This window comes from Pseudomonas lyxosi (assembly GCF_047758685.1).
Classification (GTDB): Bacteria; Pseudomonadota; Gammaproteobacteria; order Pseudomonadales; family Pseudomonadaceae; genus Aquipseudomonas; species Aquipseudomonas lyxosi.
In genome coordinates this window covers 5,651,791-5,667,254 of sequence record NZ_CP180481.1, presented here as the reverse complement: position 1 = coordinate 5,667,254, position 15,464 = coordinate 5,651,791, and the positions used below count along the sequence as shown (strand labels likewise).

Below are 15,464 nucleotides of genomic sequence, written 5' to 3'. Positions count from 1 at the left end.
AGGGACGCGGAGCGTCCCGGGCTGCATTCCCACGCAGAGCGTGGGAACGATCAGTGTTCGGTTTCCCCTACCGAATCTTCTCCAACTTCGGGCACTGTCTTACGCTTGGTCTTCAACTCACTGACAATCACCGCCGCCACAATCAACCCCGCACCCACCAGCGCAATCGCTGGCAACCGCTCCCCGGCAATCCTTCCGACAATCCCGGCCCACACCGGCTCACCGGCATAGATCAATGTCGCCCGGGTCGGCGAAACACTCTTCTGCGCCCAGTTCATCGCCACTTGAATCGCCGCACTGGCCGCGCCCAACCCCAGCGCGCTGCATAACAGCAGCCAGGAGAAGTCCGGAATCCTTTCCTGAGTCGGCACCACCATCAAAAACGCCAGCGCCGAGGTGACCGCCAATTGCACCACCGTCACCCGCCGCACATCGACCTGGCCGGCATACGTGCTGATCAGAATGATCTCCGCTGCAATCGCCACGGCGCTGATCAGCGTGGCGATTTCACCCGGGCTGAAATTGAACGAAGCGCCGGCCGGTCCCGACAGCAACATCAACCCGGTAAACGCCAACATGATCCCGATGCTCGGCATCAACCCCGGACGCCGCCCCAGCACCAGCCATTGCAGCAACGGCACGAAGGGCACGTACAACGCGGTAATAAACGCCGACTGACTGCTGGGAATGCTCTGCAACCCGACGGTCTGCAAACCATAACCGAGCATGATCGCCACACCGATAAAGGTCCCGGCTTTCAATTCGAACAGCGTCAGCTCCCGCAGATGACGCCAGGAAAACAGCGCAACAATGATCGCCGCCGCGGCAAAACGCAGACCGACGAAAAACATCGGCCCGCTGACGGTCATCGCATGTTGCACCAGCAAGAAGGTGCCGCCCCAGACCATGGTGATCAGCACCAGCACGCACTCGGCCTTGCTGAACCGCGAGAAACGGGGGGAAGTGTGAGGGGTATTCACCGACGTCATGACCTTGCGCGCTACCTGAGGGGGACGCACAATGCGCCGAATGTTGCGCAGTATACTGCCCAACCCCACCAAGTGAGCAATATAGTGCACAAAGATTCTATCCAGCGGGCTTCGGTCCTCCAGCACGTCAGCCTAAACGTTCGACGCTTGCGCCACGCCGCCGACATGAGCCAGGCGACGCTGGCGGAAAAGTCCGGGGTCAGCCGCCGGATGCTGGTGGCCATCGAGGCCGGCGAGAAGAACGTCAGCCTGACCACCCTCGACCGCGTGGCCGAAGCGCTGGACGTGGCGTTCAGCGACCTGATCCAGGCCCCGGATGCACGCGACCCGAGTCGCATCAATGAAGTGGCCTGGGCCGGGACGATTCCTGGCAGCAAAGCCGTTTTACTCTCCAAAGCCACCGCCACCCGTGAAGTGGAACAATGGGAATGGTGCCTGCAACCAGGGGAAATTTACCCGTCGCAACCGGACGCCGAGGGTTGGAGTGAGCAGATCTATGTGTTCGAAGGCTGCCTGACACTGATGCTGGGCGATACACCACATGAGATCGCTGCCGGTGAGTTCTACATGTTCGCCAGCAACCAGCCCCACGCCTATCGCAACGATGGGCCGGTGGCGGCGCGGTTTGTGCGAAATGTAGTGATCTAACTGTTTGTGGACCAACACTGGATAGACACTTTGCTGTTTTAAAGCTGCGATCCTTTCTCGGATATTTCTTTAACCTATTGAAAATAAACTGATTTAGTTTCAGGCACGACTCCTGCAAAAGCTCTGGTGCATTCACCAGATCCCGGAGTCGGCCCATGACAGTCTCTGCCCAACCCCTTCGCACCGCCCATGTGATCCGCTCGGACGCCGAGGCGATTGCCGTCGCGCACAAACTCGCCGCACGCTTTGCCATCGAGGCCAGCGTGCGGGATCGCGAGCGACGCTTGCCGGTCGCCGAGCTCGACGAGTTCTCCGCCAGCGGCCTCTGGGGCATCACCATTCCCAAGGAGTTCGGCGGCGCTGGCGTGTCCTACGTGACCGTCGCCGAAGTGATCAAGATCATTTCCGCCGCCGATTCGTCCCTGGGCCAGATCCCGCAAAACCACCTCGGCGTGCTCGACATCCTGCTGCAAACCGCCACCGAGGAGCAGAAGCGCTACTACTTCGACAAAGTCTTGCAGGGCTACCGTTTCGGCAACGCCTTCTCCGAATCCAAAAGCAAAAATGCCGGTGCCTTTGAAACCCGTATCCGTTTCGATAAAGACACCGCGCAGATCGACGGCGAAAAGTTCTACTGCACCGGCGCTCTGTTCGCGCACATCGTGCCAGCAGTGGCGGTCAATGAAGAGAACAAGGCCTTCATCGCCTTCATCGAGCGTGACACTCCCGGCTTGACCGTCATCGACAGCTGGGACGGTTTCGGCCAGCGCACCACGGCCAGCGGCGGTGTCACCCTGAACGCGGTGAAAGTCCCGCTCAGCGCGGTGATCCCGGCCCACAAGGCCTTCGACGAGCCCACCGCCGATGGCCCGATTTCACAAATCATTCAGGCAGCCGTGGACACCGGCATTGCCGTCGGCGCCCTGGAAGAAACCAAGCGCTACGCCCGCGAAGCCCGGCCATGGATCGACAGCGGGCAGGATCACGGCTGGCAGGACCCGTTCAGCATCGCTGCGATCGGCGATCTGGAATGGCGAGTCCACGGCACCGAAGCGATCCTCAAAAAGGCCGGCCGCGCCATTGACCATGCCTTGCTCAACCCCAACGAAGAAACGGTGGCCCGTGCTTCGGTGGTGGTTGCCCAGGCGAAAGTGCTGTCCGCCGAGATCGCCTTGCTTGCCAGCAGCAAACTCTTCGAGCTGGCCGGTACTCGCTCGGTGCTCGGCAAATACAACCTCGACCGCCACTGGCGCAACGCCCGGACGCACACCCTGCACGATCCGGCACGCTGGAAATACCACCTGATCGGCAACTACCTGCTCAACGGCGTGAAGCCTGCGCGCCACGCCTGGAACTGAGGAGCCCACCATGAACGCTTTGACTCAACCGATTGTTGCCGGGCAGTCCCTGGCCAAAAGTCAGCATGATTTGCACAACGCTCGCAGCTTGCTTGATGCGACGTTGCGTTTCGTCCGGCAGCAGGCCCAAGCCACGGATGATCCTTACGTCATCAGCCGCTTCGGCGATTTGCACATCCGCATTGAAGTCGCCGCCGCGCTGCTCGAACGCGCCGAAGACTATCTGAACAGCGTTGATGACGACACGGAAATCAGCGTCGCCATCGCCGAATCACACCTCGCCAGCGCGGATGCTTTAAACGCCGTCAGCAACGCTGAATTCGAACTCACCGGCCAACGCACCGTGTTACCCGGATCGCTGCATGACCCATTGCACCGGAAACTCCACCTCATCGGTAATTTCCGCCTCAACGGCATCCATCCCCCAAGTTTTAGGAGTGCTGTTTGATGGGCCGTGAAATTCGTCTCAACGCGTTTGACATGAACTGCGTCGGCCACCAGTCGCCGGGTCTGTGGGCGCATCCGCGGGATCGCTCCTGGCAATACAAGGATCTGGAGTACTGGACCGATCTGGCGAAAATCCTCGAGCGCGGCAAGTTTGACGGTTTGTTCATTGCCGATGTGCTGGGCATCTACGACGTCTACAACGGCAATGGTGACGCGGCGATCCGTCAGGCGGCGCAAGTGCCGGTCAACGATCCGCTGCAATTGATTCCGCCGATGGCGCTGGTCACTGAGAATCTGGGTTTCGGTCTGACCGCGTCACTGTCGTTCGAACACCCGTATCCGTTCGCCCGACGCCTGTCGACGCTCGACCATCTGACCAAGGGCCGTGCCGGCTGGAACATCGTCACCTCTTATCTGGAAAGTGGTGCGAAGAACCTCGGCCAGAAAAACCAGACCGAACACGACGCCCGTTACGACTTCGCCGAAGAATATTTGGAGGTTTGCTACAAACTTTGGGAAGGCAGTTGGGAAGAGGGCGCGATTCTGCGCGATCGCGAGCGGCGGGTCTTCAGCGACCCGAGCAAAATCCACGAAATCCAGCACGTCGGTAAGCACTTCCAGGTACCGGGCATTCACCTCTGCGAACCTTCGTCGCAACGCACGCCGGTTCTCTATCAGGCTGGCGCATCGAGTCGCGGCAAGCAGTTTGCCGCCGAGCATGCCGAGTGTGTGTTCGTTGCTGCACCGTCGAAAGTGCTGCTGAAGAAAACCGTTGCCGACATCCGTCGTCGTGCTGCCGAGGCCGGACGCGATCCGTCGAAGATTCTGATCTTCAACCTGCAAACCGTGATCCTCGGCGAGACCGACGCCAAGGCCAAAGCCAAGTTCGAGGAATACAAAACCTGGGTCAGTTATGAAGGCGCGATGGCGTTGATCTCTGGCTGGACCGGGATCGATTTCAGTCAGTTCAAACCCGATGAACCGCTCAAGCACGTGCACACCAACGCGATTCAATCGGCGGTGGAAGCGTTTTCCACGGCGGACCCGAACAAGGTCTGGACCCCCAACGAACTGGCTGACTGGGTGGGCATTGGCGGTTTTGGTCCGTTGTTTGTCGGCAGCCCCGAGACCGTCGCCGATTTGCTTCAGGAGTGGGTCGAGGAGACCGATGTGGACGGCTTTAACCTGGCCTATGCATTGACTCACGAAACCTTCATCGACGCGGTGGAACTGCTGGTTCCGGAGCTGCAGAAACGCGGGGTCTACAAAACCGAATACGCGCCGGGGACCTTGCGCGAGAAGTTGTTTGGGGAAGGGCCGCGCTTGCCGGAGATTCATCCGGGCGCGGGTTATCGAGACCTGGCGGCGTTGCGGCAGCAGGAAAAGAAGTTAGTGTCTTCCTGATCAGATCTCAGACAAACACACTCTGTAGCAGCTGGCGAAGCCTGCGTTCGGCTGCGCAGCAGTCGTGAAATCAGGCACTGCGGTGTGTCAGGTAATCCGCGCTGGCAGGATTTGCGACTGCTTCGTCCGAACGCGGCCCGAACCGAACGCAGGCTTCGCCAGCTGCTACAGGGTGCTTCAAGACCATACAGGCCGGCGGACCACCGCGCGCTTTTGCCCAGGAACAGGAGGTCAATCCCATGAGCGTGCACGAACTCAAACGTCCGCCAATCACGGACACCACCGAGTGGCGGGTCAAGGCGCCCCAGGCTTTGGAGCAATTGCGCCACTGGGCTCAGGTCAGCCCCTTGCAACCGGCCTTGCGGCACAAGCGCCATGGTCAGTGGTTCGTCTGGCGCTGGATCGATGCCTTGCGCGATGTCGAGCGTTTGGCCGACGGCTTGAGTCAGCAAGGATTTGCAAAAGAATCGCGTCTGGCGTTGAGCGGCGCCTTCGAGCCGAATCTATTGCTGCTGGCCCTGGCGGCGCTACACATCGGCGGTGAACTGCTGACCTTGCCGGATAACCTCGACCCCGAATCACTGCACAAAAATCTATGGCGCAGCCGTCCCACTCACGCGTTCGTCCAGGACCGACAGACCCGACAACTCTGGCTCAACGAAGGCCAGTCGCTGCTGAACTTCGATGATCTGCTCGGCCCGGTCGAACCCCCGCAACGCCTGAGTCGCTGGGCACAAGGCAAGCCATTGTGGAGCGAAGAGGGCACCCAATGGCAGGCCGGCCTCAGCGTTTTGCTGGAGCATTGGCTGACCAGCGGCCAATCACTGGCCTTCCCGGAAAGCCCCGGCAGTGCCAGTCGTGACCGTCGTGAAGTGGCACCCTCGGGATTGCTGTTATCGGCCGAGCGCCTGCAATTGCTGGCCGCCGAAATCGACAGCCGTCTCGCCCCCCAAGGCACCTGGCGGCGACGCCTCTGCGATTGGGCCATCGCCCACCCGGAAAAAGGCCTGCAACGGCTGATCAAAAACCGCGTTCGCCGACTGCTGGGCTTTCAAAACCTGCATTTCATCTGGCAAGCCACGCGCGCCCCCGACGCGCAACCTGCGCCTGCCTGGCTATCCGAATTCAAACGGGACATCGCATGAGCTCGACCGATTCCATCCAGCAAGTCAGCGGTATTTCTCTGTCCTACTTTGGTACTGCTTGATGAGCCTTTCATGGGTTTGGCGCCTATTATCGTCCAGGAGATTTTCGAGATGAAACATTGATCAGTGAGAACGCCATGACTGAAACCCAAAGCGGACAGGCCACCGACGCCATTCGCCACGCGGACATCCTGATCGTCGGCGGCGGCCTCAGCGGTGCAATGCTGGCGGCGCAGTTGTTGCGCCTGCCCGGCAAACGCCAAGTGCTGGTGATCGAACCCCGCGCCGAACTGGGACGGGGCGAGGCGTACAGCGCGGTCGAATTGGGCCATACGCTCAACGGCAATGCGGCGCGGATGAGCGTCGACCCGGACAACGCCGATGACCTGACCCAATGGCTGACCGAGTACATCGCGGCCGGTGGCTGGCCGGAGTCTGACGAGCAACATGTGCCGGTCAGCGAATTGTTCCCGCCGCGGGGGATTTTCGGCCTGTACGTGCAGCAGCGCCTGGCGGAAGCGCAAGCGGTGGGGGCGTTGAACGGGTCTACGGTCGAGCATGTGCGGGCTGAGGTGGTTGACCTGCAAACGACGGACGATTCGGTGCGGTTGACCTTGAGCGACGGGCAACGCTTGCAGGGCGCCTATGCCGTACTGGCGACCGGGATGTTCCCCGCTGCGCGTACCCCACAGACCGAGTCCAGTGGCTTGAACGCCGCCGCGCTTGATCCGTGGGATGTCGCCGCCATGCAACAACTCGATCCGCAGTCGACCGTGCTTATCATCGGTTCGGGCCTGACCATGGTCGATGCCGTGGTGTCGCTGGAACAGGCCGGGCATCGCGGGCCGATCGAAGTGTTTTCCCGGCATGGCTTGCTGCCTCATGTGCGTCGTCAGCCACCGGCCTGGGCAGATTTTCTCGCCGAGGATCAGAGCATTCGTACGCCGCGACAGCTGGTGCGCGAACTGCGTCGGCATTGCCGGGACGCCATAGCTCAAGGCATCGACTGGCAGGCGCCGCTCGACACCGTACGGGCGCATATCGGCCGCTTGTGGAATCAGGCGACGGACGTGCAGCGTCGACAGTTTGTGCGGCATGTGCGGCCGTGGTGGGAAAGCCATCACCACCGCTCGCCGCCGTTGAGTGCCGAACTGGTGGAACGGTTGCACAAGGAAGGCCGATTGCGGATTCAGGCGGCGTCGTTCAAAGGGCTGGAGCCTTCAGTGGACGGAGCAGTGAGTATCCGCATTCGGCCCCGGGGTGAAGCAGAAACTACCGTTGTCAGCGGCGCTGCGTTGATCAATTCCAGCGGCATCGAATACGACTGGCGGCGGGTCGCCCGACCTCTGCCACAGCAACTGCTGGCGCGCGGACTTGTCCGGCCGGGGCCGTTGGCGCTGGGGATTGCAGCGGCAGTCGATGGCGCGGTGTTGGGCGCCGATGAGCACGTCGCCAGCCGTCTGTTTGCCATGGGGCCACCGTTGCGCGGCATGTGGTGGGAAAGTACGGCGGTGACTGACGTGGCGAGCCAGGCCAAGGCACTCGCCGCACGCCTGACAACAACGCCGCCCCTGTAGCAGCTGCCGAGCCTGCGAGGCTGCGTTCGAGCGCGTAGCGGTCGCAGAATCAGGTGATGCGTTTTTTCAGCCAGACCGTGCACTCAGGTTTTACGACCGCTACGCGCTCGAACGCAGCCTCGCAAGCTCGGCAGCTGCTACAGATATCTCGAGCCTGTATTTCAACTTTAAAGACAAAAAAAACCGGGTAGATCGGATCTCCCCGGGGTTTCTTGTTTCAAGCGGCGCAACGCCGTTGATCAATAACGCTGATACTTCGAGCCGAACTCAGGGCGGTTTTCAGCGACGTAGAGTTTGCTCGCCTGGCTGTCTTTGTGATCAACACTGACGGTGTTCACGTTCAGAGTGGCCGGTTGGCTGACTTTGGCCACTGCAACGACTTGCGAGGTGGCGTGAGGGGCGGCAATGGCGGAGGTAGCGCCAAGAACCGAAAGGGCGAAACCCAGACCGATGATGCTTTTCATGATGATGCTCCAGAGAGTGGGGAGAAGATGTCGCCACTGTAGTGCTGGAGCATCGCGATGAAAAAACACCCTGACGCATAGTTGTTATCGAGAGCGTTGATCCATCGTCAGCGGGGTGGGTTGTCGCTGAGCCAGCGCTGCTTGAGTTGTTCCAGACGCCCATCGCGGTTCATCTCGTCCAGCGCCTGTTGCCAGCGCGCGACCTGGCGCGCATCGGTTTGCGGGGAAAACGCGATGTAGGTGCCTTGCTTCATCAGCGGCATCTGATAGTGCAACTGGCTGGGCGCCAAGCCTTCTTCCCGGGCGAGGGTGGCGATGGAGAGGGTGTCGGCCACCACAAATTCGATGCGCCCCAGACGTGCCAGACGCATCATTTGTTCGGGCGTTTCCACACCGTACAGATTGTTCAGACCCTGCTTGCGCAAGTAGTCGTAAGCCAGCCATGTTCGCGGGACGGCGATACGACCCAGGCTGGCGGCATCCTGCAAACTGCGCACCGGTTGCTGGGTGTTTGCGGAATACAGCGCCGTTTCCACGTCCATCAGCGGACCGACCCACTGATACAGACCATCGCGCTCGGCGGTGCGCAACACCGTAAACACCCCGGTGGCAGGCTCGGTCGTGGCGACGTGCAGGGCGCGCAGCAAAGGGACTTGTTGCAAGTGCACCTGGTCGCCGGTGCGTTCGGCCAGTGCCTGCACCACGTCCACGCCAAACCCCACCAGTTGATTACCTTGCTGAAAATGCAGGGGCGGATGGTTGTCGGTGAGCAGGTTCAGATCCGCCGCGACCGCCGTAAAGGTCAGGAAAGCCAACAGGCAACCGGCAATGCGCTTCATGAATCGTCCTTGATGAAGTGAAACGCAAATCTTAGACGGGCGAGGTACAACTGTCCCGAGGAATTGTCGGACTATTGCGTCAGATTTCAGGACTGATCGTTCCCACGCTCTGCGTGGGAATGCCTCAACGGACGCTCCGCGTTCGGCTTTGAAGGGACGCGGAGCGTCCCGGGCTGCATTCCCACGCAGAGCGTGGGAACGATCAATCTCTGCCGCTGTGTAGATCTCGATCAGTACCGCTGATATTTCGAGCCGAACTCGGCGCGGTTTTCCGCTACAACCACACCACCGCGCAGGGCGTTGCTCGGACTGACCGACGCCACACGTTCGCGCAGTTCTTGCAGACGGTCGGCACCGCCTTCGGCCACGCGATTCTCGATCAGACGATCGGAGCCGCCTTCCACCAGCAGTTGTTGAACCTGGCCAGGGGACGCAGCATTGCCGGTGTGGGCCGACGCCAGGCTCGACAGGCCGAGACCACTAACCAGTGCCAGACCGAGTGCCAGGGACGAGACTTTCGAGAAGTTGAACATGGGTGATTCTCCGTGCGTTTAGTTTGAGTGGGTCGGTAGCTGCTGCTATCCGGTGATCACAGTTAAACGCTCGGGTGTATCGGTGATGTGTGCTCGAACAAGCCGAAATCGGTGTCTGCGTATCTGTCGCGGGTTCTTATACAGACGGATACAAAACCCTATGAAAAACGCTCCTCAGGTTCTGCGGGGGGAGAGCTTCATGATTCTGCGCCAAGCAATTCCACCGGGTAGGAGAACACGTAGCCTTCGCTGCGCACGGTTTTGATGTAGGTCGAGTCCCGTGAGTCATCCATCAATCGCTGGCGCAGACGGCTCACCAGCAAATCAATCGAGCGGTCAAACAGGTCGGCGTCGCGGCCCTGGGTCAGGTTGAGCAACTGGTCACGGCTGAGCACCCGTTGCGGATGATCGAGGAACACCCGCAGCAGACGGTATTCGGCGCCACTGAGGGCCACCATCGTGCCGTCTTCGTCGAGCAAGTGCCGGGCGGTGGTGTCCAGGCGCCAGCGGCCGAAACCCAGCAGTCGGCCAGTTTCGGTGATCAGCAGGTTGGGCGGCAGCATCCGGGTGCGGCGTAACACGGCGTTGATCCGCGCCAGCAGTTCGCGGGCGGCGAAGGGCTTGGTCAGGTAATCGTCGGCGCCCATTTCCAGGCCGAGGATGCGATCGGTTTCGTCGTTGCGTGCGGTGAGCATCAGGATCGGCGTGGCTTTGTGTTTGCCCGAACGCAATTCGCGGCACAGCAGCAGGCCGTCATCGCCGGGCATCATGATGTCCAGCACGATCAGGTCCACCTGATTGGTTTCCAGAAAGCTGCGCATCTGCCGGCCATCGGCGACCACGGTGGTGCGCAGCCCGTTCTTTTTCAGGTAATTGCCGACCAGTTCGCGAATCTCCCGGTCGTCGTCGACGATCAGGATGTGGTTCACATGTTCCATCGCACAAGCCTCTTGTTATTCGCTTTGTATCGCACTGTATCTGGCGCCCTGTGTGACACCTTACGCCTCAATACGCCCGGTTTTACGACACATGGCAGATACCTCGGGCCGATTAAATGGGTTCCATCGAGGCAAGACGACTTGCCTCACAACCACTGCCCATTGCAACCCTGAGGAAATCACCATGAACTGGAACAAACTGATTGCCGCCAGCTTCTTCGCGGTCCTGAACGTTGCAGCCTTTTCGGCCCATGCCGATGTTCAAACTCCATCGCAGACAACTTCTCACGGCACCCACCTGGATATCAAGAAAGTGGTTTCCATCGTCGACAACGGCGGCGCCAATTGCGGCATTGTCGATGCCCGCCTGACCTACCTCGATTCCAGCGGCGCGCAGAAAGTCCTCGATTACAGCAAATTCGCCGAGTGCGGCAATCAGCGCGGCTGATCGTTCCACTACGCTTATCGCTGTCGTCCAAAACACCCGGTCAATCACTTCCAGGGAAATCACCATGAAGATCAATGTGTTGAGCAAAAAAAACGACTCACGTCGTCGTTTCTTTGGCCCATCGGTCCTCGCTTTCGCGCTGATGCAGTTAGGTGCCCTTGGTGCTGCCAATGCGCAAACCGCGACGCCAGAGCCCGTGGTGGCCAGCGCCGCCACCCTCAAGGCTGACTCGTTCGGCCCGCTGAAGCATGTCAACGCCGGGTTGCTGAATGTGGCTTACGCCGAAGTCGGCCCCGCCGATGGTCCGGTGGTGATTCTTCTGCACGGTTGGCCCTACGACATTCACAGCTATAGCGAAGTGGCGCCCTTGTTGGCGGCCAAGGGTTACCGGGTGCTGATCCCGTATGCTCGGGGCTACGGCGACACGCATTTCCTGTCCGACAAGACTGTTCGCAACGGTCAGCCTGCCGCGCTGGCCAGTGATGTCATCGACTTTATGGATGCGCTCAAGATCAAGAAGGCGGTGCTCGGTGGCTACGACTGGGGCGCGCGCTCGGCGGGCATCGTTTCGGCGCTCTGGCCGGAGCGGGTGGAGGCGCTGGTCTCGGTGAGCGGCTACCTCATCGGCAATCAGGCCGCCGGCAAAAATCCGTTGCCGCCCAAGGCCGAGCTGCAATGGTGGTACCAGTTCTACTTCGCTACCGAACGTGGCCAGGCCGGTTACGAAAAAAATCGCCACGACTTCGCCAAGTTGATCTGGGAGCTGGCATCGCCGAAATGGAAATTCGACGACGCGACCTTCGACCGCAGTGCTGCTGCCCTGGAAAACCCAGACCACGTCGCTATCACCATCTTCAACTATCGCTGGCGGTTGGGCATGATTCAGGGCGAACCTCAATATGAAGCGCTGGAGCAGCGGCTGGCCAAGGCCCCGGTCATTACGGTGCCGACCATCACGATGGAAGGTGACGCCAACGGGGCGCCGCATCCGGCTCCCGAGGATTATGCCAAGCGCTTCACCGGCAAATATGAGTTCCGACTCATCAACGGCGGCATCGGCCACAACTTGCCGCAGGAAGATCCGCAGGCTTTTGCCAAGGCAATCATTGATGCGGATCACCTATAGACCACTGTGGGAGCGAGCCTGCTCGCGAATGGCGGTGCGAGATCGTTCCCACGCTCTGCGTGGGAATGCAGCCCGGGACGCTCCGCGTCCCTTAACAGCCGAACGCGGAGCGTCCGTTGAGGCATTCCCACGCGGGAGCGTGGGAACGATCTTTATTAGCTTTGTTACGCAACCACTTGATAACACGGCACATACGCCGCGCCACCTGGCAGTTTCATCCGGTGCTGGGCGACGAAGGCCTTGAGCAGTTGATCCAGCGGTTGCATCACCGCCGCGTCGCCACGGATCTGGTACGGCCCGTGTTCTTCGATCAGGCGGATGCCCTTGTCCTTGACGTTGCCGGCGACGATGCCGGAGAACGCACGGCGCAAGTTGGCGGCCAGTTCGTGGGCCGGCAGGTTGCGGCTCAGTTTCAGGTTGGCCATGTTTTCGTGGGTGGGATCGAACGGGCGCTGGAAGCTTTCGTCGATCTTCAGTAACCAGTTGAAATGGAACGCGTCATTGCGCTCGCGACGGAACTGTTTGACCGCCTTGAAGCCTTGAGTCATTTGACGCGCGACTTCAGCCGGGTCGTCGATGATGATCTCGTAGTGCTGCTTCGCGGCTTCACCCAGCGTGGCGCCGACAAACGCATCCAGTTGCTCCAGATACGGCGCGGCATGTTTCGGTCCGGTGAGGACCACGGGGAAGGGCAGGCCGGCGTTGTCCGGGTGCATCAGGATGCCGAGCAGGTACAGGAACTCTTCGGCCGTACCGGCGCCGCCCGGGAAAATGATGATGCCGTGGCCGACGCGGACGAAGGCTTCCAGACGTTTTTCGATGTCCGGCAGGATCACCAGTTCGTTGACGATCGGGTTCGGCGCTTCGGCGGCGATGATGCCCGGCTCGGTCAGGCCGAGGTAGCGGCCGCCGTGGATACGCTGTTTGGCGTGGGCGATGGTCGCGCCTTTCATCGGGCCTTTCATCACGCCAGGACCGCAACCGGTGCAGATGTCGAGGCTGCGCAGGCCCAGTTCGTGGCCGACTTTCTTGGTGTATTTGTATTCTTCGGTGTTGATCGAGTGGCCACCCCAGCACACCACGATCTTCGGCTCGACGCCGGGACGCAGGGTGCGGGCGTTGCGCAGCAGGTGGAACACGTAGTCGCTGATGCCCTGGGAGGTGCTCAGGTCGATGCGTTGGGCGTCGAGTTCGTTTTCGGTGTAGACGATGTCGCGCAGGGCGCTGAAGAGCATTTCCCGGGTGCTGGCGATCATTTCGCCATCAACGAAGGCGTCGGCCGGGGCGTTCAGCAGTTCGAGGCGTACGCCGCGGTCTTGCTGGTGAATGCGGATTTCGAAGTCTTTGTAGGCTTCGAGGATGGTTTTTGCGTTATCGACATGGGCGCCGGTATTGAGAATGGCCAGGGCGCACTGGCGGAATAAGGTGTAGGTGCTGCCGGATCCGGCTTCGCTCAGTTGCTGTACTTCACGTTGAGAAAGGGTTTCCAGGCTGCCTTTTGGGCTGACCGAGGCGTTGATTACTTGTCGTTGGGTCATTCAATGATCCTTAAAACGATGCCATTCATACAGGCAAATGGCATCCGAATAGTATGTATCCATGAAAGAAGATGGCACGAACTGCGCTGTATCGCCATTTCCCCGTTTGACGATGAAAAGATGAAAAGGAGCCTCAGCATAGCTAAATCCCCTGCAGAGGCGATAATGCCCCGCAGCCTTTTTACCCATGCCCTCAAGGAACCCCGTCGCGATGTTCGAAATCCAGCCGCAGAACCCCGAACGCTATCGAAGCCAGACGCGACGCAGCACGATAATCATAGCCTTGATTTTCCTGGCCCTGGCGATGGTGTTGTCCACCACGGCGGTGGCGCTGTTCGGTGAGCCCGGTGGCGACAATCTGCGATTTAACGTCGGCGGCGTGTTTGTGTCGGTGCTGCTGATGGTAGCGCTGATGCGTGGCATGTTCTGGACCCAGCCATGGATGGCCCCGGCGGTTTACGGCTGGCAGCTCAAGCGCAGCCTGATGAGCATCACCAACGTCATGCATCAGGTGACGGCGGCGGTGGAGAAGGAGGATCCGACGGCCATGAAGCTGCTGCGTTTCTACCATCTGGGGTTGAGCCAGATGCACGAACTGGACGGCAACTCCAGTGATCACAGCCAATTGACCCGCGAGATGGATCAGCACAAGGCGCGGATGGAAGCGCTGGGCATCGAGACTGATCAGACGCAATTGAATCCCGCCTGGATCGAGGCCGTGAAGCAGACGCCTCGGTAAGACCTGTGGGCAGGCCGTTTCAGCCGCAACGCAATCCTTGTAGCAGCTGGCGAAGCCTGCGTTCGGCGGCGAAGCCGTCGTAAAGTCAGTCAATGCTGTGTGTCAGTCCCACCGGACACTCAGGGTTTACGACTGCTGCGCAGCCGAACGCAGGCTTCGCCAGCTGCTACGGATCGCGGCTTGGCTTACGCCGCGTCGCCCTTCCTAAACCCGCAGACGCAGGGTTTCAAACAGTTCCCTGTCTTCCTTTTTGGCCGAGCGCGCATGGCGCCGAATGACCTGCAACAGGCAATCGGTAAAGCACAGCGCTGCATTGCTCAGCGAGCCATTGCGGCGGGTCACGATGCTCAACTGCCGGGGTTCGAACTGCTCGGCCAGATCCAGGGCAACCACTCGGCCGAGGAAGGGCGGGGCAACGCTCACGATGGACGGTCCCCAGGTACACATGTCGGCCCGCTCGACCATCATCTGCAAGATAGCCAGTGAATGGGCCCGAACGATTCGGTTCTCATCGATTTGCGCACCGTGTTTCCAGAACAACGCCTGCATCAGCCCGTCGTGTCCGTCCGGCGCGTAGTTCAGTGTCCAGTTCTGCTCCAGCAACTCATGGATTGACCGAGCGTCCTGGCGGGCATGGCCCTGACGGACCAGCACCGACGTCTGGTAATCGAGCAAGGTTTCGCAGGCAAACTCCTGGGTCGATTGCGCCGGGTGCAACTGGCCAATCGCAAAATCCATGCTGCCATCGCGCAGTAGCGGCTGGGCCACGGCCATCAGGCTTTCGTACAGCTCCAGGCGGATTTCCGGCATTCGCTCGCGAAACGCCAGGACCACCTCGGGCAAGAAGGTCAGGGCGATCCAGGGCGTAACCCCGACACAGAGCCGCCCCTGGGCCTTGCCACGCATGTGATCGAGCTCGGTCTGCGCATGCTCCAGTTGCTTGATCACGAGCCGGGCGTGGGTCAGCAATACTTTTCCGTATTCCGTGAAGTTCAGGCCGCTGGGGGTTCGGGTGAACAGCGGTAACTGCTGGCTGGTTTCCAGTTCGCGCAATGCTTTGGTCACGGCGGCCTGGGAGATGTCCAGCGAACGCGCCGCTGCGCGGATGCTGCCGGTTTCGGCGCTGGCAATCAGTGCTTGTAATTGATGGAGTTTCATCTGCTCACCCTGGTGACAACCTAGGGTTGTCATCATAACCAAACTGGGCCTCCCCAGCCCAGAGCCCGTTCCCTAAGATCCGACTCAACAACCGCTCAGGTCTTATCGAAGGA

At 60.4% G+C, this 15,464-nt stretch carries 16 protein-coding genes and 1 pseudogene; 10 read left to right on the top strand and 7 right to left on the bottom strand.

What is annotated here, in order from left to right; all coding sequences use genetic code 11:
- Nucleotides 1–50: 50 nt before the first annotated feature.
- Nucleotides 51–1,079, bottom strand: a complete 1,029-nt coding sequence (locus ACMXYI_RS25985; protein WP_415769685.1) for a DMT family transporter — start codon at nt 1,077–1,079, stop codon at nt 51–53.
- Between ACMXYI_RS25985 and ACMXYI_RS25980 the strand changes: the two genes are divergently transcribed.
- From ACMXYI_RS25980 to ACMXYI_RS25950, 7 genes and pseudogenes are all read left to right on the top strand, one after another.
- A complete protein-coding gene (locus ACMXYI_RS25980; protein ID WP_415769683.1) occupies nt 1,074–1,637 on the top strand; it encodes a helix-turn-helix domain-containing protein in 564 nt (187 codons plus the stop codon). The genes ACMXYI_RS25985 and ACMXYI_RS25980 overlap by 6 nt on opposite strands.
- A 155-nt stretch (nt 1,638–1,792) precedes the next feature.
- Nucleotides 1,793–2,995 carry an SfnB family sulfur acquisition oxidoreductase gene (locus ACMXYI_RS25975; protein WP_415769681.1) on the top strand — a complete coding sequence of 401 codons (1,203 nt, stop codon included), beginning with the start codon at nt 1,793–1,795 and terminating at the stop codon, nt 2,993–2,995.
- A gap of 10 nt (nt 2,996–3,005) precedes the next feature.
- Nucleotides 3,006–3,443: an acyl-CoA dehydrogenase gene (locus ACMXYI_RS25970; RefSeq protein WP_415769679.1), complete on the top strand. Its 438-nt coding sequence runs from the start codon at nt 3,006–3,008 to the stop codon at nt 3,441–3,443.
- Nucleotides 3,443–4,846 (top strand): LLM class flavin-dependent oxidoreductase, encoded by a 1,404-nt coding sequence (locus tag ACMXYI_RS25965; RefSeq protein ID WP_415769677.1) that lies wholly within the window; start codon nt 3,443–3,445, stop codon nt 4,844–4,846. Before ACMXYI_RS25970 ends, ACMXYI_RS25965 begins: the two co-directional genes overlap by 1 nt.
- A 239-nt stretch (nt 4,847–5,085) precedes the next feature.
- The gene (locus ACMXYI_RS25960; protein WP_415769675.1) at nt 5,086–5,991 is read left to right on the top strand and encodes an AMP-binding protein; all 906 of its coding nucleotides are present in this window, start codon (nt 5,086–5,088) and stop codon (nt 5,989–5,991) included.
- A 27-nt stretch (nt 5,992–6,018) separates the two neighbouring features.
- A pseudogene (locus ACMXYI_RS25955) lies at nt 6,019–6,105 on the top strand (ABC transporter ATP-binding protein); the annotation flags it as partial.
- A 23-nt stretch (nt 6,106–6,128) separates the two neighbouring features.
- Nucleotides 6,129–7,568, top strand: a complete 1,440-nt coding sequence (locus ACMXYI_RS25950; RefSeq protein ID WP_415769673.1) for an FAD/NAD(P)-binding protein — start codon at nt 6,129–6,131, stop codon at nt 7,566–7,568.
- A 239-nt stretch (nt 7,569–7,807) separates the two neighbouring features.
- Here ACMXYI_RS25950 and ACMXYI_RS25945 read toward each other — a convergent pair whose 3' ends face one another.
- The 4 genes from ACMXYI_RS25945 to ACMXYI_RS25930 all read right to left on the bottom strand — a co-directional run bounded on the left by ACMXYI_RS25945 (nt 7,808) and on the right by ACMXYI_RS25930 (nt 10,342).
- Nucleotides 7,808–8,032 (bottom strand): hypothetical protein, encoded by a 225-nt coding sequence (locus ACMXYI_RS25945; protein WP_415769671.1) that lies wholly within the window; start codon nt 8,030–8,032, stop codon nt 7,808–7,810.
- A 107-nt stretch (nt 8,033–8,139) separates the two neighbouring features.
- Entirely contained in the window at nt 8,140–8,871 is a 732-nt protein-coding gene (locus ACMXYI_RS25940; RefSeq protein ID WP_415769669.1) for a substrate-binding periplasmic protein, read from the bottom strand.
- 230 nt (nt 8,872–9,101) lie between these two features.
- Complete coding sequence (locus ACMXYI_RS25935) at nt 9,102–9,404, bottom strand: phage infection protein (RefSeq protein ID WP_415769667.1); 303 nt, start codon at nt 9,402–9,404, stop codon at nt 9,102–9,104.
- 197 nt (nt 9,405–9,601) lie between these two features.
- A complete protein-coding gene (locus tag ACMXYI_RS25930; RefSeq protein WP_033057672.1) occupies nt 9,602–10,342 on the bottom strand; it encodes a response regulator in 741 nt (246 codons plus the stop codon).
- Between the two features lie 184 nt (nt 10,343–10,526).
- On the opposite strand from ACMXYI_RS25930, the gene ACMXYI_RS25925 reads away from it, so the two are divergent.
- Entirely contained in the window at nt 10,527–10,790 is a 264-nt protein-coding gene (locus ACMXYI_RS25925; protein ID WP_415769665.1) for a DUF2790 domain-containing protein, read from the top strand.
- A gap of 64 nt (nt 10,791–10,854) precedes the next feature.
- Complete coding sequence (locus ACMXYI_RS25920; RefSeq protein ID WP_415769663.1) at nt 10,855–11,916, top strand: alpha/beta fold hydrolase; 1,062 nt, start codon at nt 10,855–10,857, stop codon at nt 11,914–11,916.
- 164 nt (nt 11,917–12,080) lie between these two features.
- Here ACMXYI_RS25920 and ppnN read toward each other — a convergent pair whose 3' ends face one another.
- Nucleotides 12,081–13,454: a nucleotide 5'-monophosphate nucleosidase PpnN gene (gene ppnN, locus ACMXYI_RS25915; protein ID WP_415769661.1), complete on the bottom strand. Its 1,374-nt coding sequence runs from the start codon at nt 13,452–13,454 to the stop codon at nt 12,081–12,083.
- A 211-nt stretch (nt 13,455–13,665) separates the two neighbouring features.
- Here ppnN and ACMXYI_RS25910 point away from each other — a divergent pair, with 211 nt between their 5' ends.
- Complete coding sequence (locus ACMXYI_RS25910) at nt 13,666–14,193, top strand: DUF3087 domain-containing protein (RefSeq protein ID WP_415769660.1); 528 nt, start codon at nt 13,666–13,668, stop codon at nt 14,191–14,193.
- 204 nt (nt 14,194–14,397) lie between these two features.
- On the opposite strand, the gene ACMXYI_RS25905 is transcribed toward ACMXYI_RS25910, so the two are convergent.
- Nucleotides 14,398–15,387: a LysR family transcriptional regulator gene (locus ACMXYI_RS25905; RefSeq protein ID WP_415769659.1), complete on the bottom strand. Its 990-nt coding sequence runs from the start codon at nt 15,385–15,387 to the stop codon at nt 14,398–14,400.
- Nucleotides 15,388–15,464 lie beyond the last annotated feature (77 nt).